Raw genomic sequence first — 25,287 nt, 5'->3', positions numbered from 1 at the left:
GAGAAAGCGGCGGAAGCGATGAGACGTTCGGATGGCGGAAGTGTCTTTGCGAGCGTTTTGGCGAGCGAGCCGGAAGGCTCGCGGTCCAAGGCGCGTTCTGGACCGCGAGCCTTCAGGCTCGCATTTCGTCTCGCGCTCTCTTGCGCGATTTTCGGCGCGGCGCCGGCGCGCGCGCAGGATTTTTTTCAGAACCTGTTCGGCTGGGGCCAGCAGCATTCGGCGCCGCATGTGATCGAGCGGCCGGCGCCGCAGGCCCGGCCCAAAAAGAAAAACGCCGCGAAGACGCCGCCGGCCGGCAAGCAGCAGCCGCCGCAGCCCGCGACGCCGCCGCCCGCCGCCGAAGGGCCGCCGCCGCCCTATGAGCCGCAATTGCTGCGCCTATCGGAAATCCTCGGCGCGCTCTCCTATCTGCGCGATCTCTGCGGCCCGGAGGATGGCGAGGATTGGCGCGTCAAAATGACCGCATTGCTCGAGGCGGAGGCCAAGAGCGGACAGCGTCGGCTCAAGCTGACAGGCGCGTTCAATCGCGGCTTTCGCGGCTATGAGACCACCTATCGCTCCTGCACGCCCAACGCCCGCGCGGCGATCACGCGCTATCTCGACGAGGGCGGCCGCATCGCGCATGACATAGCGTATCGTTACGGGAACTCCTGACGTCGGAAGCGCGGACGGGCGTTAACCCTCCGGCAAGGACCCGTCTCGCGCGTTTCGTCGCCGTTGATTAGAGTGGTTCACATGACGGGTTTCCCACCTTCCACATTGGACGACGCCGCCGGCTCCGAGCAGCGGCGGGTCGCGCTCGCTTATCTCGCCGAGGCTTTCGCAGAAGCCGCGCTCGCTGGAATCGAAGGCGATTCCTTCGCCCATGTGGCGCTCTCCGCAGCGCTGCACGAGCTGGTCGCCACCTATGGCGAGGAAGAAGTCGCGGCTTTCGTCGAGCGTCTGCCGCGGCGTCTGCGCGACGGCGAATTCTCGAGCGGCCTGCGCCATTGAGCGCGCTCCGCGCGGCGCGTCCGTGACATGCCGCGCGGCGTGAAGCAGCCGATCAAGCCTGCGGTCGACAAGCCTGCGGTCGAGACCATCTCCGAGCCGATGCGCGATCTCGCGACGCTGCCCGCGCCCGTGCGCGCGCTGCGCGACAAGATTCTCGCCGCCTGCGCGACCGGCGACATAGAAGCGCTGCGCATTCCGATCGATTGGAACGAATTGCGCCCGCTGTTCGAGCGCGGCGCGCGGCGGCCCGCGGGCGCCGATCCGATCGAGACTTTGACGTCGCTCTCCTTCGACCGCGCCGGCCGCGAGAGTCTCTCGATTGCGCGCGCCGTTTTGACGCAGCCTTTCCTGCGCATCGCGCGAGGGCCGTTCACGAGCTATGAATGGCCGGCCTATGCGCGTCGTCCGACGCCGCCGGCGAATGAGGAAGAAGCGCGCGCGCTATGGGCCTGCGTGCGCTTTTCCGATCTGGCGTCGTCCAATGCGGCCGGTCGTCCGAAGGTCATGCGGATCGGCGTCGGCGCGGACGGCGTCTGGCATTATTTCTGGAACGCGGATTGATGGTGGCGCGCGCGTCTCAGGCGAGACGCGCGGCGGAGCGCAGCTGATCGCGCGCGCGGCGACGATCCTGCACTGGCTGATAGGCGATCTGCGAGTGATAGTTGCAGTAGGGGCTGCCGCCGCCGCCCGGCGATCGCGCGCCGCAGAAGCGGAATTCCGCCGTCGTCGGATCGCCGATCGGCCATCGGCACATCGCCTCTCGGAGCTCCATTATCGTGACACGCTCCGACATTGGAATGACGACCTCTTCTTGCGGTCGCGCATCGGGCATGACCAGCGCGCGCGGCGCGAGAGCCAGCGCCACATTGCCGATGACGCTCGGCGCATGTCCGTGATGGGCGCGTTGCGGCGGCGCCTGCGGACGTTGCGGCTTGGCGACGCGTGGACGCGCAGCCATGGGCGTCTTGGCGCGCTGGGCGAGGCCCAGGCGATGGATTTTACCAATGACGGCGTTGCGCGTGATGCCGGCGCCGATCTCGGCCGCCACCTGACTGGCGCTGAGGCCGTCGTTCCAGAGCTTGCGCAGCATCTCGACGCGCTCGTCGGTCCAGGACATTAAGGTCCTCCTCGATTAAGCCGGCTTCATCCGAGAGAATCGGCGAACGCTCGCGCAACCGGCGGAGCCGGAGTCGACAAGACGCACACACTCGATTGAAGGCGCCACACGAGATGTCGTGGGCGATGACGCGAACGCTACCCTACCAGTTGAATCACGCGCAAGAGTCCCTGGCAAGCGAAACAGCGTTCCCCACAAGGTAATGCTCTTTCATTCTCCGAATGTGTTGCGCGAAAGACTCACTATGGGCGTTTCTCCGCATGGATTTTTGCGCATGGCGCCGCATTTGGCCGCGCGCGAACGTCTTCACGAAGGTCCGGCTCGCACGGGTCCTCTCGACGGCGGGTCGATCGCGGCCTTTCCGGCGCCGTCGTTTCGCCGCAGTCTCGGCGCCGTCGGCCGCGGGAAACGGATTTGACCGGCGCAAGGGGAGGACCTAGAATGTTTCCGTAAGAGAGATGCCGCCCCCAGCAAGGGCGGCACTTTGATTTTCAGACCCTCGCTGCACAAGACCCTCTCTGCATGGGTCCGGCGCTGTCTGCGGCGCCTGCGAGCGGGGTCTCTCCGAGGGGGACGCCAAGTGGTTTCGGCGCTGTTTCCGACTTATGCGCGGGCCGATCTGGCTTTCGAGCGGGGCGAGGGCGCCTGGCTCACCGCCGGCGACGGCGAGCGCTATCTCGACTTCGGCGCCGGCGTCGCGGTCAATTCGCTCGGCCATGGCCATCCGCATCTGGTCGGAACGCTGGCCGCCGCGGCGGCGAAGCCCTGGCACGTCTCCAATCTGTTCCAGATTCCGGAGGCCGAGCGCCTCGCTCGCCGCCTCGTTCAGGCGACTTTCGCGGATATGGTCTTCTTCACCAATTCGGGCGCCGAGGCGGTCGAATGCGCCATTAAGACGGCGCGCAAATTCCATGCGGTGGAAGGGCGGCCGGAGCGTTATCGCCTCATCACATTCGAGGGCGCCTTCCACGGCCGCACGCTGGCGACGATCGCCGCCGGCGGCAATCCCAAATATCTCGACGGCTTCGGCCCGCCGACCGACGGTTTCGATCAGGCGCCGTTCGGCGATCTCGACGCCGTCCGCGCGCTCCTCGGCCCGCAGACGGCCGGCGTGCTGCTGGAGCCGATTCAAGGCGAAGGCGGCGTGCGCGCGGCCCCGCCGCGGTTCCTGGCTGCCCTGCGCGCGCTCTGCGACGAGCATGGCCTGCTGCTGATCGTCGACGAGGTGCAGACGGGGATCGGCCGCACCGGCCGCTTCCTCGCAGTCGAGCATTCGGGCGTGACGCCGGACATTGCCGCGCTCGCCAAGGGCATAGGCGGCGGCTTTCCGCTGGGCGCCTGCCTCGCCACGGCGGAGGCCGGCAAGGGCATGACAGTGGGCGCGCATGGCTCCACCTATGGCGGCAATCCGCTCGCCACAGCGGTCGGCAACGCCGTGCTCGATGTGGTGCTGGAGCCGGGCTTCATCGAGCGTGTCGCCGGCCTCGGCGTCTTGTTTCGGCAAAAGCTCGCCGAGCTCGAGGATCGCCATTCGTCGATCATCGAGAGCGTGCGCGGCGAGGGGCTGATGTTCGGCTTGAAGACGCGCGTCTCCAACGCCGAATTCGCCGCCGCGGCGCGCGCGGCCAAGCTGCTCACCATTCCGGCGAGCGACAATGTCGTGCGTCTGCTGCCGCCGCTCATCGTGGGCGAGAGCGAGCTCGCCGAGGCGGCGCGACGGCTCGACGCCGCCTGTGTGACGCTCGAGAGCGCGGGAGCGGCGCGATGACCGCCCATGCGCCGCTGGCGGGCGTCCGTCATTTCCTCGATATTTCCGAGATCGCGCCGGCCGAGCTGCGGCGCATTCTCGATATCGCCGCCGCGATCAAGGGCAAGCGCGTGCGCGGCGCGCCGACCGCTTTCCGGCCGCTCGCCGGCAAATCGCTGGCGATGATCTTCGACAAGCCCTCGACGCGGACGCGCGTCTCCTTCGATCTCGCCATGCGCGAGCTCGGCGGCGAGACCATCATGCTGACGGGCCAGGAGATGCAGCTCGGCCGCGGCGAGACCATCGCCGACACGGCCCGCGTGCTGTCGCGCTTCGTCGACGGCATCGTCATCCGCATTCTCTCGCATGACGATCTCACCGAGCTCGCCCGCTATTCCAGCGTGCCGGTCGTCAACGGGCTCACCAAGCTCTCGCATCCCTGCCAGGTGATGGCGGACGTGCTGACCTTCGAGGAGCATCTCGGCCCCATAAAGGGACGCACCGTCGCCTGGACCGGCGACGCCAATAATGTGCTGGCGAGCTGGGTCCATGCGGCCAAGCCCTTCGACTTCACCATCAATGTGGCGACGCCGCCGGAGCTCGCGCCCGGCGACGAACTGGTCGGCTGGGCGCGCGCCAATGGCGTGCGGCTCAATCTCACCGCCGATCCTTACGCGGCCGTCGCCGGCGCCGACGCGGTCATCTCCGACTGCTGGGTGTCGATGGGCGACGAGCAGGAGGAGGCGCGCCGCCATGCGCTGCTCTCGCCCTTCCAGGTCGACGCCCGACTGATGGACGCTGCGGGCAAGGACGCGATCTTCATGCATTGCCTGCCGGCGCATCGCGGCGAGGAAGTCACCGACGAGGTCATCGACGGACCGCGCTCGGTGGTGTTCGACGAGGCCGAGAACCGCCTTCATGCGCAAAAGGGCGTGCTCGCCTGGGTGTTCGGAGTGGGCGGGCCATGAGCAGACGGGCGGACGAGGCCAGCGTCCGACCGGCGTCGCCCCTCGCCGAGGACGACAGCCTGCTTCCCTTCGCCGTCGAGCCGCTCGATCTGCGCGGACGTCTGGTGCGGCTCGGGCCGTCGGTGACCTCCATCCTCACCCATTATGATTATCCGCCGTCGGTCGCGCGGCTGCTGGGCGAGGCGGCGGCGCTGACGGCGTTGCTCGGCTCGCTCATCGAGTCGCATGGGCGCTTCCAATTGCAGACGCGCGGCGACGGGCCGGTCGATATGATCGTCGTCGATTTCGACGCGCCCGGAAAGCTGCGCGGCTTCGCGCGCTATGACGAGAGCCGCATCGTCGCCGGCATGAGTCCCAGCGCGCTGCTCGGCGGCGGCCATCTCGCGCTGACCATGGAGCGGGACAGCGACGCCGCGCGCTATCAGGGCGTCGTGCCGCTGGAGGGCGACGGCTTCGCCGAGGCGGCGCATCGCTATTTCCGCCAGTCAGAGCAAATTCCGAGCTATGTGCGGCTCGCCGTCGGCGAGGTGGTGACGCCCGCCGGACGCAGCTGGCGGGCCGGCGGGCTGCTGCTGCAATATCTGCCGGAGACGCCTGCGCGCCGCGATCTTCGCCCCGGCGACGCGCCCGACGACCTCGCCCTGCCGGAAGACGACGAGGACGACGCTTGGGTCGAGGGTCTGTCGCTGGCGGCCACGACGCAGGATCACGAGCTCGTCGATCCTGCGTTCTCGGGCGAGCGTCTGCTCTATTCGCTATTTCACGAGCGCGGCGTCACCGTCTATCCGACGCGTGAAATCGTCGAATCCTGCCGCTGCTCGACGGAGCGCATCGACAATCTGTTGCGCAGCTTCACGCCGCAGGACCGCCACGACATGATCGGCGACAATGGCCGCATCGGCGTGACCTGCGAATTCTGCCGGACGCTGCGTGAGTTCGATCCGGCGGATTTCGATTAGAGCGCTATCCGATCGAATGGAATCGATCGATCGGATAGCGCTCTAGCGCGGCGACGGGCGCTCTCTTTTCCCCGTCGGCGATCGGAGAAGCATCATGACCGATACGATGGAAATCGTCGCGAATGTCGAGCGCGAAGCCGTCTCGCTCCCTGCCGGCGCGCGCCTTCTCTCGATCGATCGTCTGCGTGGGCTGGTCATCATCGTCATGGCGCTGGACCATGTCCGCGATTTCTTCGACGCCGATGCGCTGCGCTTCGATCCGACCAATCTCGACCATACCTATCCGGCGCTGTTCCTCACGCGCTTCGTCACTCATTTCTGCGCGCCGACCTTCACCTTTCTCGCCGGCGTCTCGGCCTATCTGCACGGCCTCACGCTCGAGGACAGGGGCGAGCGCGCGCGCTTTCTGTGGACGCGCGGTCTGTGGCTGATCCTGCTCGATATTTTCATCATCAGCCCGGTGTGGACGGTCGGCTCGGGCGCGATCGAGCTCGGCACGCTATGGGCGATCGGCTGCGGCATGATCGCGCTTTCGGCGCTCATCCGTCTGCCGGCGCGCGCCGTGCTGGCGATCGGCGTCGCGATACTGGCGCTGCACAATCTCTTCGATGGCGTTCACGCGGCGCAATTGGGCGGCTTCGCGCCCTTGTGGAACGTGCTGCACGAGAAAGGTCCGCTGCCCTTCGGCCTGCGCGGACAGGTCTTTTATCCGGTGCTGCCCTGGATCGGCGTCATCGCGCTCGGCTATGGGCTCGCGCCCGTTTTCCTCTGGGCGCCGGAGCGGCGGGCCCGCGCGCTCGTCGCGCTCGGCCTCGGCTTTCTCGCGAGCTTCGCCGCGCTGCGCATCGCCGGCGTCTACGGCGACGCGCGGCTCTGGCTGACCTATCCCGACAGCGTCAAGACGGCGCTGTCCTTTTTGAACGTCAGCAAATATCCGCCCTCGCTGCATTATGCGCTGGTGACGCTCGGCGTCGGGCTTCTGCTGCTGCCGGCGCTGGAGCGGGCGGGCGGCGCGTTCGGGCGCGTGCTGGCGACCTTCGGCCGCGTGCCGCTCTTCGCCTATGTGCTGCATCTCTACGTCATTCTCGTCGCGGCCCTCGTCGTCGCCCTGGCCGAGGGCGTCGATCTGAAGGGAGTCGAGAGCAGCGGGCCGCCGCCGGACAATTATGGCCTCGGCCTCGCCGGCGCCTATGTCATGTGGGCGCTGATCATGGCGGCGATCTATCCCGCCTGCCTCTGGTTCGCCGGCGTCAAGCGGCGTCGGCGCGATTGGTGGCTGAGCTATTTGTGAGGGGAACGCGATGAGCGAAGACTTCCTGTTTCCGCCGCCGGCGCCGGCGGCGCTTTCCATAGCGGGAGAGTCGCGGCGCTTTCCGGTGCGGCGCATTTTCTGCGTCGGGCAGAATTACGCCGCCCATGCGCGGGAAATGGGCAAGGACCCCTCGCGCGAGCAGCCCTGCTTTTTTTCCAAGCCCGCCGACGCCGTCGTCGCCAGCGGCGCGACCATCCCCTATCCGCCGCGCACCGCGGATCTCCACCATGAGATCGAGCTGGTCGCGGCGATCGGTCGCGGCGGCGCCGATATCGCCCGCGCGGATGCGCTCGCCCATGTGCTCGGCTATGCGGCGGGGATCGACCTCACCCGCCGTGACCTGCAGAGCGAGGCGCGCAAGGCCGGCCGGCCCTGGGACCTCTCGAAGGGTTTCGACAATTCGGCGCCGCTCGGGGCGCTGGCGCCCGCCGAGCGCATCGGCCATCCGGCCGAGGGCCGCATCAGCCTCGCCGTCAATGGCGTGACGCGGCAGGACGCCGATCTCGCCGAGATGATCTGGAGCGTCGCCGAGATCGTCGCGATCCTGTCGGGATATGTTCGGCTGGAGGCGGGCGATCTCATCTTCACCGGCACGCCGGCCGGCGTCGGGCCGATCGTCTCGGGCGACCATGTGACGGGCGCGATCGACGGCGTCGGGACGGTCGCGCTGACGGTGGCGTGATCTTTTTCCGCGCACGGGCCTTCTCTCTCCCCGCTGGCGGGGAGACGGAAGCGGCCGGCGCCGAGCGAATCGCTCCGCTCCCGGCGGCGATATTGCTTCGCAGCGCGAAAGCTGATTAGTCCTGTTCCACTTACGAAGCTCCCGGGGATGAAGCGGGAATGAACCATTCACAGCGGCCGCCGAAGCCGATCGGCGCGGCCGTCGCGGCGCCCGCCGACGCCTCGCCCGTCGATCTCGATCCGACGGATTGGGAGGCGTTTCGCGCCGAGAGCCATCGCGCGCTCGACGCCATGATCGACCATCTCGCGACGCTGCGCGAGCGGCCGGTCTGGCGCGAGCCCTCGGCGGAGGCGCGTGAGCGCTTCCGGCGCCCCCTGCCGGCCGAAGGGCGGGGGCTTTCGGCCGCGCTCGCGGATTTCGAGCGCTACATCCAGCCCTTCGCCAATGGCAATATCCATCCGCTGTTCATGGGCTGGGCGCAGGGCGCCGGCACGCCTGTCGGCATGATCGCGGAAATGCTCGCCGCCGGACTCAACTCCAATTGCGGCGGCCGCAATCACATAGCGCTCGACGTCGAGCGGCAGATCGCCGCCTGGATGGCGCAGGCCTTCGGCTTTCCTCTGGACGCTTCGGGCGTCTTCGTCACCGGCACGTCGATCGCCAATTTCCTGTCGCTGCAGGTCGCGCGCGAGCATGCGCTGGGCGCGAAGAATGTGCGCAAGAACGGGCTCGAGGCGGTGGACGCGCGATTGGTCGCCTATGCCTCGCGCGAGGCGCATAATTGCGTGCGGCAGGCGATGGAGCTCGGCGGCCTCGGCTCGCGCCATTTGCGGCTCATCGAGTCGGACGGCGCCCGCTCGCTGCGCGTCGACGAGCTGCGCCGCGCCATCGCCGAGGATCGCGCCGCGGGGCTGCATCCGTTCCTCGTCGTCGGCACGGCGGGCTCGGTCGACACCGGCGCGATCGACGATCTCGACGCGCTCGCCGATATAGCGAAGCAGGAAGATCTGTGGTTCCACATAGACGGCGCCTTCGGCGCGCTGGCCGTTCTCTCGCCGGCGCTGAAGCCGCTGGTGAAGGGCCTCGAGCGCGCCGACTCCATCGCCTTCGACTTCCACAAATGGCTGCATGTGCCCTATGACGCCGGCTTCTTCCTGGTGCGCGATCCGGAGGCGCATCGCCGCGCCTTCGCCGCCAACGCCGCCTATCTGACGCGCGCGCCGCGCGGGCTCGCGGCCGGCGAGATCTGGCCCTGCGATCTCGGCGCCGATCTCTCGCGCGGCTTTCGCGCGCTGAAGACCTGGTTCACCATAGAAGTGTTCGGCACAGAGAGTCTCGGCGCCTGCATCGAGAAGAGCTGCGCTCTGGCGCAGCGGCTGCGCCGCAATATCGAGGCGTCCCGCACATTCGAGATGCGCGCGCCGGTGGCGCTCAATGTCGTCTGCTTCGGCGTGAAGGACGACGACGAGGCGGGGCGGCTCAATCGCGAGATCGTGATGGAGCTGCATGAGAGCGGCGAGGCGGCGCCGTCGCTGACGCTGCTCGACGGTCATCCGACGATCCGCGCGGCGATCTTCAATCACCGCACGCGCGAGGAGGACATAGACGCCTTCATGCAAATGCTGGAGCGCGCCGCGCAACGCGCCCGCGGCGAGCCGCCGCTGGAGCCGCTGCCGGAGCCGCGCGAGGACGGTGAGCCTCTGTCGCAGGATTGACGAAATTGCGAGTTCGCCGTCTAGGCGGGCCGAGTTGTTTCGGCTAAGCTTATGCCGACGTCATCTCTATATAGCGGCGGGTGTATTTCCATGACAGCCGAACATTCCACGCATGTCGAGATTCGGCGTGCGACCAAAAAACTTTTGCTGATCTTCGTCGGCAGTCTGCTCTTCACGGCAGGCGGCGTCTTCATGACGCTTCACCCGGACGAGCGTCACGGCCTCGCGGCGGGCGTGCTGGTTCTCGCCTTTTTCGGTCTCTGCACGCTCGTCGCGCTCTGGCAGCTGATTCAGGCGCGAAAGCCCGCCTTCATTCTCACGGATCGCGATTTCTCGAGCCCCTCGATCGTGAGCGGCCCGGTTTCTTGGGGCGACGTGCAAAATGTCTATATGAGCGTCGCCAACAATCAGAAACTCTTGCATCTCACTCTCTATCCGGTCGCCGCGGATCGGCTGGAGCGCGCCGGATTTTTAGCGTGGCTCGGGGGACTTTTCGGTTGGCGCAGTCGAGAGATCGTTTTTCCGCTCTCCATGTTGGACGTCGAGCCGGACAAATTGGCGACGTTCGTCGCGACGCGAGTGGAGGAGGCCAAGGAGCAGCAGACGCCGGAAGCGGCGGCTCTCGCGCGCGAGAGCGCGCCCGTCGAGCCGAAAGTGGAGCGCGTCGCGCCCTATTTCGCGATGGCTCTCTCGATCGTCCTCGCCGCGATCTTCGCCTGCGAGCTCGGCTTCGCTCCGTTTCCGGCGACGGACGCCATCACGCCCGCGGTCGGAACCTTGGTCGTCATGGGCGGCTCGTCGCTGGCCGCTGTTCGCGACGGCGAATGGTGGCGATTGTTCACCGCGCCGCTGCTGCATGGCGGGTTATTTCATCTGCTGCTCAATGTCGTCGCGCTGATCGCCGCCGGCTCGCAATTGGAGCGCCTCGTCGGGGCGGCCTGGTTCGCCGGCGTTTTCTGTGTCGGCGCGCTCGCCGGCTCGACGGCCTCCGTCTTCTTCAATCCGCCGGATATCGTCGGCGTCGGCACCTCGGGCGGCGTCGTGGCTCTGTTCGCGGCGACCGCGGTCGCGAGCTATCGCTTTCCGCCGGGGCCGGAGCGCAACAACCTCCTGACCGGCTCGTTTCAGATTCTGCTGCCCTCCCTGCTGCCGCTGGTTTCGATCAGTCACGGCGCGCATATCGATTACGCCGCGCATTTCGGCGGCGCCGCCGGCGGTCTGCTCTGCGGGCTCGCGCTGCTGCCGCTCTGGCCGATCGACCGACCTCGGCCCAGATTCGGCAAATTTCCGGCGGCGCTCGCCGCAGCCTTCTTCGTCGTCGCGTTCGGCTCCGCGACGCTCATTCCGCCGCGGCTCGCGCAGGCCCGCCTTCTCGCGCCCGACTTTCCTCTCGATTGGGATAAGGCCAGGGCGGACTCTGCCGCGATACTCGCGCGCTACCCGCGCGATCCGCGCGCGCGCCTCGCACATGGCGCTTGGTTGGCGGACCATGGATCGCGCGCCGAGGCGGAAAAAGAGCTGCGCGACGCGCTCGCCGATGCGCAGGCGTTGAATATTCCCGGGATGAACCATATGGAGCCGCGTATCCGTCTGCTGCTCGCCATGCTCATCCGCAAGGAACGGCCGGAGGAGGCGCGAAACGTCGTCGCGCCGATATGCGCTTCGGCGCTGCCGGATTTTCTCGTGAAATATCGCAATTCGACCGGGCTCTGTCCGTAGTGCGCCGCCGCGAGGACGCGGCCCTCGCTGCGCGAGAGGCATAGCCTCCGTGAACGCCGCAAATTGTTAGTGCCTCATCCGGTCAGCACAGTCCCGTGATGCGCGAATCGGCTCGCGCCTCCATGGGGATTTTCGATGAAGAGGCTCGCGGCGGCGATCGTCTGCGTTTTGTCCGGCGTCGGCGCGGCGCATGTGGAGGAGGTCGCCCTCGCGAAAGTCGTCGCGCCGGTGGTCGTCGTTCCTGTTCCGCCGCCGCCGCTGTGGGGCGGCGTCTATGTGGGCCTCAACGCCGGTTGGGGCTTCGGCGGATCGAATGACGTTCCGACCGTCGGAACCTCGATCTTCGATTGGGCCTCCGGCGCGCTCGGCATGCCTTTCGGATTCTCCTCGCCCTATATCACCGGCCTCGCCCGCATAGAGCAGAGCGGCTTTCTCGGCGGCGCGCAGCTCGGCTATAATTATCTCTGGTCGCCCGATGTGCTGCTCGGCGTCGAGACCGACATCGACGGCGCGATCATTCGCGGCTTCGGCTCCTCCCAGGGGTTCGCCGGCCAGACCGACGCGCATGGCCTGCTGCATCTGCAGACCGGCGTCGTGAGCACGCGCGCCGGCCTCTCCTGGCTCGGCTCCTTGCGCGGTCGGCTCGGCTATGTCGTCGCCCCCACGCTGCTCGTCTTCGGGACCGGCGGCCTCGCCTATGGCGGCGGCGTCGCCGATGTCTTCACCTATGGCGCCCATTGGCATCCGCAGGACCCGATCGACCATCCCGACAATCCGGTGACGCCGAGCTGGGGCAATTACAGCGACACGCGCGTCGGCTGGATCGCCGGCGGCGGCTTCGAATGGATGTTCGCGCCGCGCTGGAGCCTGAAGGTCGAGGGGCTCTATTACGATCTCGGCGAGGCGACGCTCGCCACCGCGCCGAGCGCGGTGATCAACCCCGCGGCGCCGGGCTCGATCGCCATTCTCAATGTCGGGACGACGCGCGTGAAATATGACGGCGCCATAGCGCGCTTCGGCGTGAATTATCATTTCGATTGGGTCGATTCGCCGGTGGCGATCGCGAAATAGCGACGCTTCGGAGCCTGCGCGGCCGAGGGGCTTCATCTTTCGGGCGTCTTGCTCTAATACCTCCGGCCTCGGGCCGCCGGCCCTGAGCCCAAGGGGAAGAGAATCATGCGCGCCGAGCCGCTTGCGCTGAAAGAACAGATCGAGCAGTCCATGGGACTGCTGAGGAGGCATCTTTGACGTCGAGACTTCAACGCGCCGTCTCGCCGAGCTGAACGCCAAAGTCGAAGATCCAGAACTCTGGAACGACGCCGAAGCCGCGCAGAAGATCATGCGCGAGCGCACCCAGCTCGAGGATCAGCTCGGCTCCATCGCGCGTTTCGAGCGCGATCTCGACGACGCCATCACCCTCGTCGAGCTCGGCGAGGCCGAGAATGACGCCGACACCGAGAAGGAAGGCATAGCGCAGCTCGTGGCGCTGCTGAAGGAATCGCGCGAGCGCCAGATCGAGGCGCTGTTCTCTGGCGAGGCCGACGGCAATGACACTTTCATCGAGGTGCATTCGGGCGCCGGCGGCACCGAGAGCTGCGACTGGGCGCGCATGCTGTTCCGCATGTACGCCCGCTGGGGCGAGCGGAAAAAGTTCAAGGTCGAGGTGATCGAGGAGACCGCCGGCGACGAGGCGGGCATCAAATCGGCCACGCTGCTGATCAAGGGCATGAACGCCCATGGCTGGGCCAAGACCGAATCCGGCGTGCATCGTCTGGTGCGCATCTCGCCCTTCGACTCCAATGCGCGGCGGCATACGAGCTTCGCCTCGGTCTGGGTCTATCCGGTCGTCGACGACAAGATCGACGTTCAGATCAACGAATCTGATTGCCGCATCGACACCTATCGTTCGTCGGGCGCGGGCGGCCAGCACGTCAACACGACCGACTCGGCCATTCGCATCACCCATATTCCGACCGGCATCGTCGTCGCCTGTCAGGCGGAACGCTCGCAGCACAAGAACCGAGCGACTGCCTGGAACATGCTGCGCGCGCGCATCTATGAGCGAGAGCTCGAGAGGCGCGAGGCGGAGGCCAACGCCATCGAGGCGTCGAAGACCGATATCGGCTGGGGCCATCAGATTCGCAGCTATGTGCTGCAGCCCTATCAGCTGGTGAAGGATTTGCGCACCGGGCACACCTCCGGCACGCCGGGCGAGGTGCTGGACGGCGAGCTCGACGATTTCATGCAGGCCTCGCTCGCCCAGCGCGTGCTCGGCGGCGGCCCGGAGAAGGTCGAGGACGTCGAATAGCTAAAGATGATCGGACGAAGCGTCCCTCGTACAAGGAGCGGCCGCAGGCCGCGTCTCGAAGGACGAGGGAGCCGTCACGCGCCGCCTTCTGAATCTCGCCCTCGTCCTTCGAGACGGCGGCTTCGCCGCCTCCTCGGGATGAGGTCGAGGGTTGCGGCCTTTGCATCCGATCGAGCGCTGGACGAAACAAAAAGGGCGGCCTCGCGGGCCGCCCTTTCGTTTCTACGAGATCGCGACGCGATCAGTAGGAATAATACATGTCATACTCGACCGGATGGGGCGCCATCTCGAAGCGATAGACGTCCTGATACTTGAGGTCGATGTAGGAGAGGATGAAGTCCTCGTTGAAGACGCCGCCGGCCGTCAGGAAGGCGTAGTCGCCCTTCAGGCTGTCGAGCGCCTCGCGCAGCGAGCCGCACACCGTCGGGATCGCCTTCAACTCCTCCGGCGGCAGATCGTAGAGGTCCTTGTCGGACGGCGCGCCCGGATCGATCTTGTTGGCGATGCCGTCGAGGCCGGCCATCAGCATGGCCGCGAAGGCGAGATAGGGATTCGCCGTCGGATCGGGGAAGCGAACCTCGACGCGCTTGGCCTTCGGGCTGGTCGCGAAGGGGATGCGGCAGGAGGCCGAGCGATTGCGCGACGAATAGGCGAGCAGCACCGGAGCCTCGAAGCCCGGAACCAGGCGCTTATAGGAGTTCGTCGACGGGTTGGTGAAAGCGTTCAGCGCCTTGGCGTGCTTGATGATGCCGCCGATATACCACAGGCACTCCTGGCTCAGGCCGGCGTATTTGTCGCCGGCGAACACCGGCTTGCCTTCCTTCCAGATCGACTGGTGGACATGCATGCCCGAGCCATTGTCGCCGAACACCGGCTTCGGCATGAAGGTCGCCGTCTTGCCGTAGGAATGCGCCACCTGATGAATGGCGTATTTGTAGATCTGCAGATGGTCGGCGACGGTGACGAGCGTCTCGAACTTCAGGCCGAGCTCGTGCTGGGCGGAGGCCACCTCGTGATGGTGCTTCTCGACCTTGACGCCCATGGCCGCCATGGCCGCCAGCATCTCGCCGCGCATGTCCTGAGCGGAGTCGATCGGCGGAACCGGGAAATAGCCGCCCTTGGTGCGCACGCGGTGGCCGAGATTGCCGCCCTCGTACGCCGTGTCGGAGTTGGTGGGCAGCTCGACGGAGTCGACGGTGAAGCCGGTGTTGTAGGGATCGGTCGAGAAGCGCACGTCGTCGAAGACGAAGAATTCGGCTTCCGGGCCGAAGAAGGAGGTGTCGCCGACGCCGGTCGCCTGCAGATAGGCCTGGGCCTTTTTGGCGATGCCGCGCGGGTCGCGGTTATAGGGCTGGCCCGTCGTAGGCTCGACGACGTCGCAGACGATCGACAGGGTGGAAGCGGCGAAGAAGGGGTCGTGCGTGACCGTCGAGAGATCGGGCAGCAGCGTCATGTCGGACTCGTTGATCGCCTTCCAGCCGGCGATGGAGGAGCCGTCGAACATAATGCCTTCGTCGAGCGCCTCTTCGTCGACGATCGACACGTCGAAGGTGACGTGCTGCCACTTGCCGCGCGGATCCGTAAAGCGGAAATCCACATATTTTACGTCATTGTCGGCGATCTGCTTGAGAACGTCCTTGGCCGTTGTCATGTCGTGGAGCCTTCAGTTCGATGTGGACGGTCGTGCCCGGATAAAGGGACGCGAATGTCAGCCGCGGGGCTGCGGGGCGTAGCGAATTCGGCGCCGGCTAGATCGCGTCCGCGCCGGTCTCGCCGGTGCGAATCCGGATCGCGCCTTCGACGTTGGAGACGAAGATTTTGCCGTCGCCGATGCGCCCGGTCTGCGCGGCTTTGCGGATGGCCTCGACCGCGCGATCCACCGCTTCGTCGGCGAGCACGATCTCGATTTTCACCTTGGGAAGAAAATCGACCACATATTCTGCGCCGCGATACAGCTCGGTATGCCCCTTCTGGCGACCAAAACCCTTCGCCTCGGTGACAGTAATGCCCTGCAGGCCGGCGCCTTGAAGCGCTTCTTTTACTTCATCGAGCTTGAAGGGTTTGATGATCGCCTCGATTTTCTTCATTCAGCTTCCCCGCATCCCGACCCGAGGTTCCTCGAACTCGAACGCATCCGCCTCGCCGAAGAACCGCCGCGCTTCTATCATTTGTCACAAAAATGCGCCATGCCGAAAATCGACGACGCTGCCCAATAGAAAGGCGGCGGCGCCCTGCAAACCGCCAGTTTGCTTATGAATCGGATATTGCCGGAAGGTCGTTGCGCGCGCCCCATTCCGACCAGGAGCCGTCATAGACCGTGGCCGGCCGGCGCCCCGTCGCCGCCAACGCGAGGCTCAGGATGGAGGCGGTGAGGCCGGAGCCGCAGCTCGCGATGACCGGCCGCTCCGGATCGAGTCGCGCCGTCGCGAAAGCCTGCTGCAGCGCCTCCGGCGCTTTCATGCGGCCATCGGCGACGAGATTGCCGAAGGGCAGGTTGAGCGCGCCGGGCATATGGCCGGAGCGCAGACCCGGGCGCGGCTCGGGAACGGCGCCGGCGAAGCGCTCGGCCGAGCGCATGTCGACGACTTGCGCCGAGCCGTCGGCGAGCGCCCGCGCCACATCGGCGGCGTCGGCGACCAGCGCGTGGTTCATGCGCGCGGTGAAATGGCGCGCCGCGCGCAGGGTCTCGCCCTGCTCGAGCGGGCGGCCCTCCGCCTTCCAGGCAGGTAGGCCGCCGTCGAGAATGGAGACCTCGGTGACGCCGAAGACGCGCAGCGTCCACCACAGGCGCGGCGCGGAGAAGAGCCCGACGCTGTCATAGACGACCGCGCGCATGCCGTCCCCGAGGCCGAGCCGGCGCGCCGCCGAGGAGAAGGCGACCGGGTCCGGCAGCATATGCGGCAGATCGGTCGCGTGATCGGCGACGGCGTCGATGTCGAAGAAGACCGCGCCCGGAACATGGCCGTCGATATATTCGGCGTGGGCGTCGCGGCCGGCGGCCGGCATGTGCCAGGAGGCGTCGAAGACGATGACGTCCGGCGCGTGGAGATGGTCGGCGAGCCATTGCGTCGAGACGAACAGCGTCTCGGGATCATTGTGCGGAGCGGCTGTCGTCATCGAGATCCTCCTGGCGATCCTCCGGCGACCCTCCCGGCGCCCCCTGCGGGGCCGATGGCGCCGGCGTCGCGATCGTTGTAGCAATGTAGCAGAATCGATTCGCTCCCAAAATCGCCGAAAAGACGAAAATGCTCGACATTCCCGGCAAGGCCTGCGGTCCCTGCGCCTTCTGCTGCAAGGTGCTGGAGATCGAGGAGTTCACAAAAAAGGCCGGCGTCTGGTGCGAGCACTGCACGAAGACGAGCGGCTGCGGCGTCTACGCCACGCGGCCCGACGTGTGCCGCGACTATCACTGCCGCTGGAAGGAGGAGCGCTCGCTCGGCGTCCAGCTGCGGCCGGACAAGGTCGGCACGCTGCTGATGGACGATCCCGACAGCGACGAATATCATGCGGTCTGCGACCCCGAAAAGCCGTTTTCCTGGCGCAATCCTCTCGTATTCAAGCATCTCCTGAGCGAGGCGAAGGCCGGCCGCACCGTGGTCGCCAAAGCGGGTCTGCGCGCATGGCGCATATACGCTGACGGCAGCTGGCAGGAATCGGCCTGAAAGGGCCTGTCCTCCGGCGCGATGCGAGCATCGACAAGCGCCCGCGCCTGGCCCATCGTGGCCAGGACTGATTCGATCGATCGCAGGTCTTCGAATGGCGTTTTTCTCATTCGTTCCGGGCGGGGCCGGACGCGGCCGGGCGCCGGAGCTCGTCGCGCTGGCGTTGCTCGCCGCCGCCTCGCCGTGCCGGGCGGAGACGCTCAAGGCGCATTTCTCGCTGAGCCTGCTCGGCCTGTCGATCGGCCACGCCACGGCCGATGGCGTCATCGACGGACGCAATTATCGCATCGACATCTCGATGCGCACCACCGGCCTCGCCTCGCTGGTCAACGACACGCGCGGCGCCGCCACCGCGGCCGGCGTCGTCGCGCATGAGGGGCTCGCGCCGGCGAGCTACGCCAACACCACCTCCAACACCTATGAGACGCGCACGGTCCGCATGGCGCTCGCCGGCAATTCCGTGCGCGCCGTGCATGTCGATCCGACGCCCTGGGACTTGCCCGTCCGCATTCCGGTGACCGACAGCAACAAATCCCATATCACCGATCCGGTGAGCGCGCTGATCATGAGCGTTCCCGCGAGCGAGCCGCTCGTCGGGCCCTCCGCTTGCAATCGGACCATTCCGGTCTTCGACGGCGTGACGCGCTTCGATGTCACGCTCACCTATGTCGAGATGCGCAATGTCGAGACGCGCGGCTATTCCGGGCCGGTCTCGGTCTGCGCGGCGCGCTATCGTCCGATCGCCGGCCATCGGCCGGACAGCGTCTCGACGCGCTTCATGGCGGAGAACAGCGACATCACCGTCTGGCTCGCGCCGCTGCCCGTGGCCCATGCGGTCGTGCCCTATCGAATGGCCCTGCGCACCAATGTCGGCATGCTGGTCGTCGAGCCCGCCGAGTTCCGCCTCGGCGGCCGTCGTCAAGCCGCGGATCAATCGGTCGCGGATCGCGCCGCTGCGGATCGCGCGGCCGCGGATCAATAAGGCGCGCGCTGCGCGTTCAGTCGACGCGGATCTCGCGCGTCTTCTTGCGGTTCAGCCGGTCGGACTCGTATTCGAGATAGCGCACCTCGCTGGGCTCCGCCGATCCCGGCGCGAGGCAGAAGGAGGGCGCGGGGGTGAAGCGCCCCTCCGCTCCGGCGAAACATTCGGAAAAGCGCACCTCGCAATCGAAGGAGGTCTCCGACTGCGGCGCGACGCGGGCGACGAGCGCGCGCGCTTTCTCCACCGCGCTGGCGCAGAGGCCGGCGTCGAGGCCATAGGCGCGGCATTGCTGGACCGTCGCCATATAGCGCCCATCGCCCGAGCAGGCAGGCGTCCGGCGATAGCCGAAGAACCAGACGGCGCCGATGAGCGTCGCGAGACCGGCGATGATGACGAAGGTGAGCGAGGGACGGGCCATTGGCGTCGGTTTTCTGTTGTTCTTCTCGAGCCGCAGCTCCATTAACCGCGCCGCGCGCGTCTCCGCAAGCCCCGATCGCCGCGCCGAGGGCGACGCGGCATCTTGACAAGCATCAAAGGCTACAATAATTGCGTCCATCATGCTGCGAGCGTGGATCGTAGCTTCGTTCGGCCGGTCGAGCAGGACTGCGCCGACCGTGAACGACCGACGGCGCATCTCAAATCGCGGCCAGCCATTCGAGACGCGCTCGGAATTCGAGCGGACGACGATATCCACCAAAAACGTATCGCACGTAGAGGCGAGACTTCGCCTGTCATGGGTGATATCGTGGCGCGCTGGCGGCCTGAACGAAGGTCGATATCAAAAGAGGAGGAAGCGTTATGGGAGCAATTCTCGAGCTTACGAGCTATGCAGCGACTCCGGTCGGCATGATCGCGATCATCGCGCTCGGCGCCGCCGCTTATTTCGCCGCTCGCTGGGTGCTGAGCGACTGACGCTCAAGAACCGGTCTACGGATATGATGCGACGCATCGGCCGGGGGTCGATGCGTCGCTTCTTTTTGGCCTGAGACATTCCGCCGCCGGGCGTGAAAGAATCCGCCTCGAGCGTTGCGAAAACCGCGCCGAGGCTTTCCAATGGAAGCCGCAGGTTATATAGTCGGGCCTACCCACTCGGGGGGCGCCGCCGCCCGAGCGCATCCCAGCTGCGACGGCAGCGTTCTCACTTGGAGTGGCCCATGGGCTCGACGTCTTCGACGAAGCTCGGAGATGAGCGACCGCGAGCCGTCGGACGTCCTGGTCCGATCCGCGCGCCCGAACGTCCGTCGGCGCAGGCGGCGGCCGATGGCGCGCCGACCGCTCTGCGGCAGAAGGCCGAGCGCTCCGGCGACGACCGCAGCGAGGCGGGCGCGACATTCCCGATCGACGTCGCCATCGCCGACAAGAGCCCGCTCATTCTCGCCGGGCTCGACGCGCTGCTCGCCGACGACCGCCGATTCAATCTCGTGCTGAAGGTCACCGACGGCGAGGAGTTTCTCGACGCCGCCAAGCTGCAGCGGTTTCAGATCGCCATCATCGGCTGGCAATTGCCGACGCTGCACGCGCGCGAGGTGCTGCGCGCATTGTCGCGCCAGCCCTCCGCGCCCAAGATCGTCGTCTACAGCGGCACCAACGATCCCGCGGCGCCGGCGGAGACCTTGCAATTGGGCGGCGCCGGCTTCGTCAGCAAGCGCGCGCCGCCGGAGCGTCTGCTCGACGTGCTCGCCTCGGTGGCCGCCGGCGACATGGTGTTTCCCTTCGTCGACATCCGCAAGATGCGCGCCGATCCGCTGGAGAATCTCACGCTGCGCGAGCGCAGCCTGCTGTCGGCGCTGGGCTCCGGCCACACCAATAATCAGCTCGCCAAGGATTTCGGCGTCTCGATCAACACGATCAAATTCCACTTGCGCAATTTGTTCGAGAAGCTCGAGGTGCGCAATCGCGCCCAGGCGATCGCGCTGTTCCTGGAGATGAAGCACGGCTCCTGGACCGGGGCGACGCCGGGCGGACGCGCCGAGTCGGCCGGCGCCGCGCGCGCGCGCAAAGCCTCGCGCGACTAGCGCGCCGACGGAGCGCCGCCGCCCTTCGGCCCTGGCTGGCCGTCGGCGCGGGACGCGCGGGCTGTGCTCAGGGCGCCGGAAACAGCGCGTCGGTCTTGTCGGTCAGCCGATAGGCGAGGAGGCCGACCCATTCATGCGCCGCGAGATCGATCACGCGCAGCATGTCCGCCGCGTTTTTGTGAAGGCTGATATCCATCCACGATCCCCTGGTGTGATAGGCGACGGGATAGGGGATCGCCGGAAAGTCCACGCGCCGAAAAATGCCGACCGAGCGCGGCATATGCATCGCCGATGTGACCAGCAGCCAGCGCTCGCCCGGCTGCGGCGCCGCCAGCTTGCGGGAGAAGACGGCGTTCTCATATGTGTTGCGCGATTTGTCCTCGAGGATGATCCGTTGCGGATCGACGCCCATCTGCTCGAGAAATCGTCCGGCGACCTGCGCCTCGGAATAGGATGCGCCGCGCAGCGACGCCGAGCCTCCCGAGAACAGAATGCGCGCCTGCGGATAGCGGCGCGACAATTCGACCGCGGCCGTCAATCGCTCGGCCGAATCGTTGAAGGCGACGCCGCCCCGCGCCATGCTGATCGACTCGTCGAAGGCGCCGCCGAGCACGATGATTCCATCGGGCGCTGGCATGTCGGCCGCCGGCCGCGCGAAGCGATTTTCCAACGGCAGAGCCAGATAGATCGCGAGCGGCGAGAACGACATTACGAGAAGGGCGAGCGTTCCCGCCGTCGCCAGCGTGCGGCCCGTCTTCGCAAAGCGCGTGAACAGCATTGCGACGCCGGTCGCCGCGAGCAGGAGCGCGATATGCGCCGGATTGATGAAGAATTCGACGATTTTGGAAACGAGAAAGAACATTGGCGCTCGCAATGGCCGGGTCGGCGGCGGCCGGCGGCGCCGACCGCCAGACCGACGCTCACATATTCGGATAATTCGGGCCGCCGCCGCCCTCCGGCGGAACCCAATTGATATTCTGCGCCGGGTCCTTGATGTCGCAAGTCTTGCAGTGCACGCAATTCTGCGCGTTGATCACGAAGCGCGGATCGCTCTTCGTCGCCTCCTCCGCATAGACGACCTCATAGACGCCGGCCGGGCAGTAGAGCCGCGCCGGCTCGCCATAGAGCGGCAGATTCTTCTCGATCGGGATCGAAGGATCGGCGAGCTTCAGATGGACCGGCTGGTCCTCCTCGTGATTGGTGTTGGAGACGAACACCGAGGAGAGCTTGTCGAAGACGAGCTTGCTCGCGAGCTTGGGATAGGAGAGCCGCTGAACATCCTTCAGCGGCTTCAGGCAGGCGTGATCCGGCTTGCCATGCTTCAGCGTGCCGAAGAGCGAAAAGCCGAGCAGCTCATTCGTCCACATGTCGAAGCCATAGAGCGGCGCGCCGATATAGGTGCCGAATTTCGACCACAGCGGCTTCACATTGCGCACGGGCTTCAGATCGCGGCCGATGTCGGACGCGCGCCACGCCGCGTCATAGCTCGCGACCTCGTCATGGGCGCGGCCCTCTTCCAGGGCCTTCGCCACATGCTCGGCGGCGAGCATCCCGGAGAGCACGGCGTTATGCGAGCCTTTTATGCGCGGGACGTTCATGAAGCCGGCCGCGCAGCCGAGCAGCGCGCCGCCGGGGAAGGTGAGCTTGGGCACGCTCTGCCAGCCGCCCTCGGTCAGCGCGCGCGCGCCATAGGAGATGCGCGTGCCGCCTTCCAGCGTCGGCGCGATCTGCGGATGCGTCTTGAAGCGCTGGAACTCGTCGAAGGGCGACAGCGTCGGATTGGAATAGTTGAGATGCACGACGAAGCCGATCGACACATAGTCTTCGTCGAAATGATAGAGGAAGGAGCCGCCGCCGGTGTCGGACGCCAGCGGCCAGCCGAAGCTGTGCTGCACGAGCCCGGCTTTGTGCTTCGCCTTGTCGATGCGCCACAGCTCCTTGAAGCCGATGCCGAATTTCTGCGGCTCGCGCCCTTGCGAGAGGCCGAATTTGGCGATGATCTGCTTGGCCAGCGAGCCGCGCGCGCCCTCGGCGATCAGCGTATATTTGCCGCGCAGCTCCATGCCGCGGGTAAAGCTGTCCTTGGGCTGGCCGTCGCGGCCGACGCCCATATCGCCCGTCGCGACGCCGAGGATCTCGCCATTCTCGCCAAACAGCAATTCGGCGCCGGCGAAGCCCGGATAGATCTCGACGCCGAGCCCTTCCGCCTTCGCCGCCAGCCAACGCACCACATTGCCCAGCGAGCCGACGAAATTGCCATGATTGTTCATGAGCTTGGGCATTAGCGCATTGGGAATGCGGAAGCCGCTCTTTTGCGTCAGCAGATAGAATTGATCGTCATGGACCTGCGTTTTGAGCGGCTGGTCCGGATCGTCGCGCCAATCGGGCAGCAGGCGGTCGAGGCCGATCGGATCGATGACCGCGCCGGAGAGAATATGCGCGCCGGGCTCCGAGCCCTTCTCGATGACGACGACCGAGAGATCGGGCGAAATCTGCTTGAGGCGGATCGCCGCGGAAAGGCCGGCCGGGCCGGCTCCGACGATCACCACGTCGTAATCCATCGCTTCGCGCGGGGGCAATTCTTCTGTCTCAGCCATCGTCTTTCCCATTCCGGGCGCGGTCCCTTTCGGGCGCAGTTCGAGGCGCGAGGGGAAAGCCCTCGCGTCGGCGAATTTGGAATGAGAGCGATTTCACGTTTTTTCGAAAGAGGAAACCCCCGCGCCACGGATTCGGGCCAAGTTTTTCGCCCAAAGAGGCCCGTGCCGAATCTTCGGCGCACTTCCTTCTCCCACTTGTGGGAGAAGGTGGCCCTCGCGTCAGCGAGGGTCGGATGAGGGCCCCTGCCGCTCGCCGAGCTGCGCGCCGCTCATGAATTGAATTCGAAACGGCTCATCCGCGCGGACCCTCATCCGACCTCGCTTCGCGAGGCCACCTTCTCCCGCAAGCGGGAGAAGGAATGCGCGAGCGTCCTTATCCTTCTCCACGCCCCCCGCCGTCATGGCCGGGCTCGTCCCGGCCATCCACGCCAGGACGCTGAAGCGTCATGGACGTTTGGCGCGACCTCGAAGCTCCCGCGGCGCCCGCCGTGGGAGGAGTCCGTCGATAGCGGACGCTTTCCTTCGTTTCCTCAGCGGCGCGGCGTGGATGGCCGGGACAAGCCCGGCCATGACGGCGGCAGGGCCTCGCGATCTGTGATGCGGCTTCCGGTCGATCGCCTCGCGCGCATGCCACAACAGCCCCTCACGCTGAGGAGCCCGCGAAGCGGGCGTCTCGAAGCGTCGAAGCGCGCCCTGGAACATCCTTCGAGGCTTTTTGCGTTCCGCAAAAAGCCTCGAAGGATGAGGGGATTGTATTTGCCGGGAGGGAGCGGTCGCCTGGAAACCGTGTGAATCCGATGGCGGGTCGCGCGTCGGATCGCATTTCGTCGATGCGCGATTAGGGGGCATTGAATGGAAAGCGGGAAGTCGCCAAAGACGGTAGCCCCCTTTCTCAGCTTAGAAAGTGCAACACGCGTTGCGTTCATTTACCTGGGCCTACCTTCAGAATTTCTGTATCTCGGCTCGGCGGAGACTCCAGGGGGTGACGGCACCGTCTTTAATCGATAAACGGGCGCACCTCCACGTCAACGGTGTTTATAGCCTTGCCCGTTCTAACAAGCATGCTGCCCCGGCTACGATCGTCAGCAAACCAAGTTATGTGGAATTCTTGGCATAAGGGTGGCCTGCATCATGGAACGCCAAGCGAGGTTGCCTGTATCAAAAATCTAATCCAGGTGGCGCTACCTCAGGTCGATGCGGTCTGGCGCGATGCGCTTAAGAAAATTGGTCTCTCGGCACTGTTGCAGGGTGTTGTTTGCCACGGCCGTCCTTGGGTTAGTTACCTCGGCGCGTCGGCTCGCTGCGAATTGGGTGACTTCCTGCTAGTGCACGATCATCAGCCTGATGGAGGCCCGCTTGAGCGCCGCGCGGTCATCGTGCAGGCGAAGGTATTTCACCGTGCAGGCGTGCGTGCCAAAAACCCCGTTCAGCTTGATCTCTATCGACGATGGCCGCGCTTCACCTACGAGAGCTGGCCAGGCGGACTCGACAACCTTGATTTGCTCCACAAACATGCCGGTCTCACCGGGCCTCAAGCCATACGAAGGGAGCGTGATGTGACCGTCACAGGGAAAGCAGGCAAATCGTCGGCTTCGCCCGCCATGCTCGATGACGGCTGTCAGTACGGCATGATCGACGTGGAGTACAGCCGCTGGGGTGATCCTATGACAGGTATGAACCCTTGGCGTCTATGCAGTGCCCAGGCACATGACGTCTATACCTCGAAGGCTGGCTACACACTGGGGAGTTATCTCGTGCGGCTTATGGCTGGCCAAGTCGGTCGTCGCGCCCCCGTCACGCAATGGCCAACGAGCATGAATAGCACCTGCCATTGGTCTTTACTGGTCATGGAACTGCTCTCGATTCTGCCTAGCGCGCCGGTCTCGGCTAGCGGTAACGTAGCCTTTATAGCGGCAACTCCAGGCTTAAACCTTGAAGCCAGCAGGTTGCTCCCGTCAACCCCGATTGCTGGGAAGAAATGGGAAGACGGAGCGTTCGGCATAATCCAGCTCCAGACCACGGGGGACCTCGGCGATCTGCCTCGACGCGAGGACTAGTGCGCCGATCCAACTCGTCGCGATCCCAAAATGCCCTGGCATATACGCCGCGTTCGCTCCGGCCCAGAAGCCGAATCCCCCCCCCCACGGCCGCCCTTGACACACCCTGAAAATATTCCTATATCCCCCTCGCTCCCGCTGACGAAAGGGCGCGTTCCTCGGGTCGTGGAACGCGGGCGGGGGCCGGCTCCATCCGGGACGGCGACCCCCGTCTCTGGACAGGCGGCGCGTCGCCGGGCCGGCGTTTCTCTCCCGTCCATAGGGAGGGCGAGAGCCGTTCCGTGATCCCAGGCCTTTGGAAGCGATCGGGTCCTGAATGTGAAAACCCAGGATTCGCGGGTCCGAATGCGCCTCGGGACGTCGACGAGAAGGCGAAGCCGCGTTTCGGGACGCTCCGAAACCACGCATAATTCTTCGCGCTGCGGCCGAAAGGGGCCGGAGCGTCCCGAGCCGC

23 protein-coding genes are annotated in these 25,287 nt (G+C 66.1%); 16 read left to right on the top strand and 7 right to left on the bottom strand.

Features of this window, described 5'->3' with window-relative positions; all coding sequences use genetic code 11:
- The first annotated feature begins 18 nt into the window (after window positions 1-18).
- From VIF40_RS00315 to VIF40_RS00305, 3 genes are all read left to right on the top strand, one after another.
- Window positions 19-654, top strand: a complete 636-nt coding sequence (locus VIF40_RS00315) for a TIGR02301 family protein (RefSeq protein ID WP_331935517.1) — start codon at window positions 19-21, stop codon at window positions 652-654.
- 81 nt (window positions 655-735) lie between these two features.
- Window positions 736-993, top strand: coding sequence for a hypothetical protein (locus tag VIF40_RS00310; RefSeq protein WP_331935516.1), 258 nt, complete (start codon window positions 736-738; stop codon window positions 991-993).
- A gap of 27 nt (window positions 994-1,020) precedes the next feature.
- The gene (locus VIF40_RS00305; RefSeq protein WP_331935515.1) at window positions 1,021-1,554 is read left to right on the top strand and encodes a hypothetical protein; all 534 of its coding nucleotides are present in this window, start codon (window positions 1,021-1,023) and stop codon (window positions 1,552-1,554) included.
- A 16-nt stretch (window positions 1,555-1,570) separates the two neighbouring features.
- On the opposite strand, the gene VIF40_RS00300 is transcribed toward VIF40_RS00305, so the two are convergent.
- Window positions 1,571-2,110 carry a GcrA family cell cycle regulator gene (locus VIF40_RS00300; protein ID WP_331935514.1) on the bottom strand — a complete coding sequence of 180 codons (540 nt, stop codon included), beginning with the start codon at window positions 2,108-2,110 and terminating at the stop codon, window positions 1,571-1,573.
- A gap of 580 nt (window positions 2,111-2,690) precedes the next feature.
- Here VIF40_RS00300 and VIF40_RS00295 point away from each other — a divergent pair.
- The 9 genes from VIF40_RS00295 to prfB all read left to right on the top strand — a co-directional run bounded on the left by VIF40_RS00295 (window position 2,691) and on the right by prfB (window position 13,520).
- Window positions 2,691-3,878, top strand: a complete 1,188-nt coding sequence (locus VIF40_RS00295; RefSeq protein ID WP_331935513.1) for an aspartate aminotransferase family protein — start codon at window positions 2,691-2,693, stop codon at window positions 3,876-3,878.
- Window positions 3,875-4,825 carry an ornithine carbamoyltransferase gene (argF, locus tag VIF40_RS00290; protein ID WP_331935512.1) on the top strand — a complete coding sequence of 317 codons (951 nt, stop codon included), beginning with the start codon at window positions 3,875-3,877 and terminating at the stop codon, window positions 4,823-4,825. Before VIF40_RS00295 ends, argF begins: the two co-directional genes overlap by 4 nt.
- A complete protein-coding gene (locus VIF40_RS00285; RefSeq protein WP_331935511.1) occupies window positions 4,822-5,784 on the top strand; it encodes an Hsp33 family molecular chaperone in 963 nt (320 codons plus the stop codon). Before argF ends, VIF40_RS00285 begins: the two co-directional genes overlap by 4 nt.
- 94 nt (window positions 5,785-5,878) lie before the next feature.
- On the top strand, window positions 5,879-7,075 hold the full coding sequence (locus VIF40_RS00280) for a DUF1624 domain-containing protein (RefSeq protein WP_331935510.1): 1,197 nt from the start codon (window positions 5,879-5,881) through the stop codon (window positions 7,073-7,075).
- A gap of 10 nt (window positions 7,076-7,085) precedes the next feature.
- Entirely contained in the window at window positions 7,086-7,778 is a 693-nt protein-coding gene (locus VIF40_RS00275; RefSeq protein WP_331935509.1) for a fumarylacetoacetate hydrolase family protein, read from the top strand.
- A gap of 158 nt (window positions 7,779-7,936) precedes the next feature.
- Window positions 7,937-9,493 carry a pyridoxal phosphate-dependent decarboxylase family protein gene (locus VIF40_RS00270; protein WP_331935508.1) on the top strand — a complete coding sequence of 519 codons (1,557 nt, stop codon included), beginning with the start codon at window positions 7,937-7,939 and terminating at the stop codon, window positions 9,491-9,493.
- Window positions 9,494-9,583: 90 nt separating this feature from the next.
- Entirely contained in the window at window positions 9,584-11,212 is a 1,629-nt protein-coding gene (locus VIF40_RS00265; RefSeq protein ID WP_331935507.1) for a rhomboid family intramembrane serine protease, read from the top strand.
- Between the two features lie 135 nt (window positions 11,213-11,347).
- Complete coding sequence (locus VIF40_RS00260) at window positions 11,348-12,283, top strand: outer membrane protein (RefSeq protein ID WP_331935506.1); 936 nt, start codon at window positions 11,348-11,350, stop codon at window positions 12,281-12,283.
- A 105-nt stretch (window positions 12,284-12,388) separates the two neighbouring features.
- Window positions 12,389-13,520, top strand: a protein-coding gene (gene prfB, locus VIF40_RS00255; protein WP_331935505.1) for a peptide chain release factor 2 whose coding sequence is annotated in 2 segments (ribosomal slippage) — window positions 12,389-12,457 and window positions 12,459-13,520 — 1,131 coding nt in all. Because the reading frame shifts where the segments join, the coding sequence is not laid out codon by codon here.
- Window positions 13,521-13,761: 241 nt separating this feature from the next.
- Here the strand turns inward: prfB and glnA are convergent.
- From glnA to sseA, 3 genes are all read right to left on the bottom strand, one after another.
- Window positions 13,762-15,171, bottom strand: coding sequence for a type I glutamate--ammonia ligase (gene glnA, locus VIF40_RS00250; RefSeq protein WP_331935504.1), 1,410 nt, complete (start codon window positions 15,169-15,171; stop codon window positions 13,762-13,764).
- Window positions 15,172-15,268: 97 nt separating this feature from the next.
- Entirely contained in the window at window positions 15,269-15,607 is a 339-nt protein-coding gene (locus VIF40_RS00245) for a P-II family nitrogen regulator (RefSeq protein WP_159732617.1), read from the bottom strand.
- A 163-nt stretch (window positions 15,608-15,770) separates the two neighbouring features.
- Window positions 15,771-16,637 (bottom strand): 3-mercaptopyruvate sulfurtransferase, encoded by an 867-nt coding sequence (gene sseA, locus VIF40_RS00240; RefSeq protein WP_331935503.1) that lies wholly within the window; start codon window positions 16,635-16,637, stop codon window positions 15,771-15,773.
- Window positions 16,638-16,765: 128 nt separating this feature from the next.
- Between sseA and VIF40_RS00235 the strand changes: the two genes are divergently transcribed.
- Window positions 16,766-17,182 (top strand): hypothetical protein, encoded by a 417-nt coding sequence (locus VIF40_RS00235; protein ID WP_331935502.1) that lies wholly within the window; start codon window positions 16,766-16,768, stop codon window positions 17,180-17,182.
- A 94-nt stretch (window positions 17,183-17,276) separates the two neighbouring features.
- The gene (locus VIF40_RS00230; RefSeq protein WP_331935501.1) at window positions 17,277-18,164 is read left to right on the top strand and encodes a DUF3108 domain-containing protein; all 888 of its coding nucleotides are present in this window, start codon (window positions 17,277-17,279) and stop codon (window positions 18,162-18,164) included.
- A gap of 16 nt (window positions 18,165-18,180) precedes the next feature.
- Here VIF40_RS00230 and VIF40_RS00225 read toward each other — a convergent pair whose 3' ends face one another.
- A complete protein-coding gene (locus tag VIF40_RS00225) occupies window positions 18,181-18,582 on the bottom strand; it encodes a hypothetical protein (protein ID WP_331935500.1) in 402 nt (133 codons plus the stop codon).
- A gap of 736 nt (window positions 18,583-19,318) precedes the next feature.
- Here VIF40_RS00225 and VIF40_RS00220 point away from each other — a divergent pair.
- The gene (locus VIF40_RS00220) at window positions 19,319-20,179 is read left to right on the top strand and encodes a response regulator transcription factor (RefSeq protein ID WP_331935499.1); all 861 of its coding nucleotides are present in this window, start codon (window positions 19,319-19,321) and stop codon (window positions 20,177-20,179) included.
- Between the two features lie 67 nt (window positions 20,180-20,246).
- Here VIF40_RS00220 and VIF40_RS00215 read toward each other — a convergent pair whose 3' ends face one another.
- Both VIF40_RS00215 and VIF40_RS00210 read right to left on the bottom strand, forming a co-directional pair.
- Window positions 20,247-21,041: a YdcF family protein gene (locus tag VIF40_RS00215; RefSeq protein ID WP_331935498.1), complete on the bottom strand. Its 795-nt coding sequence runs from the start codon at window positions 21,039-21,041 to the stop codon at window positions 20,247-20,249.
- 58 nt (window positions 21,042-21,099) lie between these two features.
- Window positions 21,100-22,776: an electron transfer flavoprotein-ubiquinone oxidoreductase gene (locus tag VIF40_RS00210; RefSeq protein WP_331935497.1), complete on the bottom strand. Its 1,677-nt coding sequence runs from the start codon at window positions 22,774-22,776 to the stop codon at window positions 21,100-21,102.
- Between the two features lie 1,097 nt (window positions 22,777-23,873).
- Here VIF40_RS00210 and VIF40_RS00205 point away from each other — a divergent pair.
- Complete coding sequence (locus VIF40_RS00205; protein WP_331935496.1) at window positions 23,874-24,833, top strand: hypothetical protein; 960 nt, start codon at window positions 23,874-23,876, stop codon at window positions 24,831-24,833.
- The last annotated feature ends 454 nt before the right edge of the window (window positions 24,834-25,287 follow it).

It is taken from the genome of Methylosinus sp., assembly GCF_036560965.1.
Classification (GTDB): Bacteria; Pseudomonadota; Alphaproteobacteria; order Rhizobiales; family Beijerinckiaceae; genus Methylosinus.
The sequence above is the reverse complement of the archived record's forward strand: the minus strand, read 5'-3'. Positions and strand labels throughout refer to the sequence as shown.